The organism is Massilia sp. ST3 (assembly GCF_018119405.1).
GTDB lineage: Bacteria > Pseudomonadota > Gammaproteobacteria > Burkholderiales > Burkholderiaceae_D > Telluria.
Map to the genome: position 1 here is coordinate 1 of NZ_JAGPWC010000133.1, position 3,630 is coordinate 3,630.

Annotated in this window: 3 protein-coding genes; all 3 read left to right on the plus strand. The window is 72.0% G+C overall.

The genetic code is table 11. From position 1 onward, the window contains the following. Nucleotides 1-770, plus strand: a 770-nt coding sequence (locus KBW98_RS23555) for an FkbM family methyltransferase (RefSeq protein ID WP_211522603.1), incomplete at its 5' end; no start/stop codon positions are given. Further along, a complete protein-coding gene (locus KBW98_RS23560) occupies nt 767-2,050 on the plus strand; it encodes an FkbM family methyltransferase (RefSeq protein WP_211522604.1) in 1,284 nt (427 codons plus the stop codon). The genes KBW98_RS23555 and KBW98_RS23560, both read left to right, overlap by 4 nt. Then, the coding region (locus KBW98_RS23565; RefSeq protein ID WP_229429394.1) for a glycosyltransferase family 4 protein at nt 2,047-3,630 on the plus strand (1,584 nt) is incomplete at its 3' end. The genes KBW98_RS23560 and KBW98_RS23565, both read left to right, overlap by 4 nt.

The following is a 3,630-nucleotide window of genomic DNA, read 5'->3' on the forward strand; positions in this document are numbered from 1 at the left end:
ACATCGGCGCCCAGGAGCTCGAGACCGAGGAGCACATCTACGCCCCGCTGACCCGCCAGGGCCTGCCCTACCGCATCATCGGCTTCGAGCCGCAGCAGGAAAAGATCGAGGCCAGCCGCCGGCGCAATCCGGACAGCCGGGTCACGCTCTACCCGACCTTCATCGGCGACGGCCAGGCGCAGACCTTCTACATGAACAACGACGACGCTACCTCGTCGCTGCTGCCCTTCAACCGCGCCCTGACCAGCCAGCTGCGCGACCTGGACCACCTGGCTACCGTGCGCACCGAAGCGGTGGCGACCAGCCGCCTCGACGACGTGCTGGAAGGCGCCGGCCCGGTCGACTTCCTCAAGCTCGACATCCAGGGCTTCGAGCTGCCGGTGCTGCGCCACGCGCCCCAGGTGCTGGCGCGCACCAACGTGGTCCACTGCGAAGTGTCCTTCGCCCCGATCTACGCCGGCCAGGCCCTGTTCTCCGAGATCGAGGTCCTGCTGCGCGAGGCCGGCTTCTACCTGCTCGACTTCCATTCGCTGTGCCGCTACGCCAGCGCCGACCCTGGCGCCCCGCGGTCGCGCGACCGCCTCGGCTGGGGCGACGCCATGTTCCTGCGCGAGCCGGACCGGATCGACGATCCGCAGGACCTGCTGGCCCAGATGCTGGCGCTGCTGCTGGTGTACGACAAGCCCTCGGCCGCCGCGGCCCTGGCGCGCCGCCACGATGCCTTGACCGGCAGCGCCCTGGCGGCCCTGTTCGCGGAAAAAGCCGCATGAAGCGCTTCGTCTCCTACGCCCAGAACGGCGAGGACGTGCTGCTGTGGCGCGCCCTCGGCGACGTCCCGAACGGCTACTACATCGACGTCGGCGCCAACGATCCGGTCGAGCATTCGGTCACCAAGGCCTTCTACGACGCCGGCTGGAGCGGCATCAGCATCGAGCCCCTGCCCTCCTACCACCAGGCCTTCCAGGAACAGCGTCCGCGCGACATCAACCTGGCGATCGCCGCCGGCGCCAGCGAGGGCGAACTGACCCTGTACGACGTGCCGGCCGTACGCGGCTGGGCCTCGCCCGAGGAGTCGGTGGCCGAACTGCACCGCAACGAAGGCCACGAGGTCGCGGCAATCACCGTGCCGGTGCGCACCCTGGCCGCGGTGTGCGCCGAATACGTCAAGGGCGAGATCCACTTCCTGAAGATCGACGTCGAAGGCTTCGAAGGCGAAGTGCTGCGCGGGATGGACTTCGCGCGCTGGCGCCCCTGGGTGCTGGTGATCGAGGCGACCCTGCCGAACAGCCGCGCCACCAACCACGCGTCCTGGGAACACCTGGTGACCGGCCAGCGCTACCGCTACGCCTGGTTCGACGGCCTGAACCGCTACTACGTGGCCGAGGAACACGCCGGGCTCCTGGCGCGGCTCGACATCCAGCCCAACGTGTTCGACGATTTCATTCCGCACCACCTGGCAGACGCCTGGCGCCAGATCGACGCCCTGCGCGAGCAGGCGGCCCAGGGCTGGGAGCAGGCGGCCCGGATGGAGCGCAGCGCGCGCGCGATCCAGGAACAGTACGAACAGGCGGCGCGCCAGGCCGACACCCTGGCCCAGCAGGGCGAGCAGCTGCGCCTGCAGAACCAGACCCTGGAAGCGCAGCTGCACGAGAGCGCGGCCTGGGGCAAGGAGATGGAACAGCGCGTGATCGCCATGCTGAACAGCACCTCGTGGCGCATCACCGCGCCGCTGCGCTTCATCATGCGCCGCGGCCCCGACAGCATGGCCGGGATCGCCCGCCGCAAGGCCAAGGGCGCCGCGCGCCGCGCCCTGCGCTGGCTGACCTCGCGCGAGTCGCTGCGCCGCACGGTGCTGCCCCTGGTGATGCGTTCGCCCCGCCTGCAGGCCTGGGTGGCGCGCACCCTGGCCGCCGCCAAGCAGGCCACCGCCGACGGCGCCGCCGCGCACGGCAACGTGCCGGTATCCCTGCGCGAACTGCCGCAATCGGCGCGCGACGCCCTGGAGCAGCTGCGCCGCGCCTACGACACACACCGAGCGCACCGAGAATGAGCCACCGCCTGATCATCGATTTCCACGCGCCGCAGGCGGCCCTGCCGCCGGACAGCGCCATGCTGCTGGCGCTGGCCAAAACCCTGCTGCGCGCGCCCGGCCCCCATGCCGTGCACGTGGCCGTCAGCAGCCGCCACCCGACCGACGTCGACGTGCTGCGCCATGCGCTGGACGGCCTGCTGCCGCCCGAGCGCTTCCATGTCTATGCGCAGCCGGCGCCCTCCGACCCATGGCGCCGCCACAGCGCGGCTGCGCTGCGGAGCAGCTTCCTGGCGGCCCTGGCCCCGGACGCCGTCCTGTGCATGCGCCAGGCCGACGCCGACAGCGCGCCGCTTGGTGCGATCGCGGCCGCGGCGCTGGTGCAGGCCGCCGGCGGCCAGGATGCGCCCGCACTCTGGCGCGCCCTCGAGCTGCAAGCGCAGCCAGCGGCGGCGCCCGCCCCGGCCGCCGACAAACCCACGCTGGCCCTGGTCTCGCCGCTGCCGCCCGAGCATTCCGGCATCGCCGACTACAGCGCCGAACTGCTGCTCGAACTGGAACGCCACTACGCCGTGGAGCTGGTGCTGACCCCGGGCGCGACGCCCGACCCGGCCTTGCAGCGCTTCCCGCAGCGCGACACCGGGTATTTCCTGCGCCATGGCGCGGCCTATGACCGCGTGCTCTACCATTTCGGCAATTCGAACGCGCACAAGCACATGTTCGCCCTGCTGCGCCAGCATCCCGGCGTGGTGGTGCTGCACGACTTCTTCCTGAGCGGCGTGCTGGACAACATGGAGCGCGACGGCGACGTCCCCGAGGCCTTCCTGCAGGCGCTGTACGCCTCGCACGGCTACACCGGCCTGCGCGCGCACCGCGAGCAGGGCCGCAATCCGTCGATCTGGCAATACCCCTGCAACAAGGAAGTGCTGGACCGCGCCGCCGGCGTGATCGTCCACAGCGATTTCTCGCGCCGCCTGGCCGAGCAATGGTATGGCCCAGGCAGCGCTGGAGACTGGCGCACCATCCCGCTGCTGCGCGGCCAGGTGGCCGCCGGCGCCGACCCGGACGCGGCGCGGCGCGCGGCGCGCGAGCGCCTGGGCATTGCCGCGGACGAGTACATCGTCAGCAGCTTCGGCATGCTGGGCGCGACCAAGCTGAATCACCGCCTGCTGGACGCTTTCCTGGCCTCGCCGCTGGCGGCCGACCCGCGCTGCCGCCTGGTGTTCGCCGGCGCCAACGACGCCGGTCCCTACGGCATCGACCTGGAACGCCGCATCGCCGCCAGCCCGGCCGCCGGACGCATCCGCATCACCGGCTTCGTCAGCGCCGCCGCCTACCAGGACTGGCTGGCCGCCAGCGACTGCGCGGTGCAGCTGCGCGCCCAGACCCGCGGCGAAACCTCGGCCTCGGTGCTCGACTGCCTGATGCACGGCCTGCCGGCCATCGTCAACGCCCACGGCGCCAGCGCCGACCTGCCGCCCGACACGCTGTGCCTGCTGCCCGACGGGTTCGAGGACGCGGCCCTGGCCGAAGCCCTGGGTACGCTGCATGCCGACCCGGCCAGGCGCGCGGCGCTGGCCCAGGCCGGCCGCGCCCGCGCC

Excerpts from the sequence above, each read along its gene's own strand:
- KBW98_RS23560 (WP_211522604.1), top strand. The coding sequence starts at position 767 with ATGAAGCGCTTCGTCTCCTACGCCCAGAACGGCGAGGACGTGCTGCTG.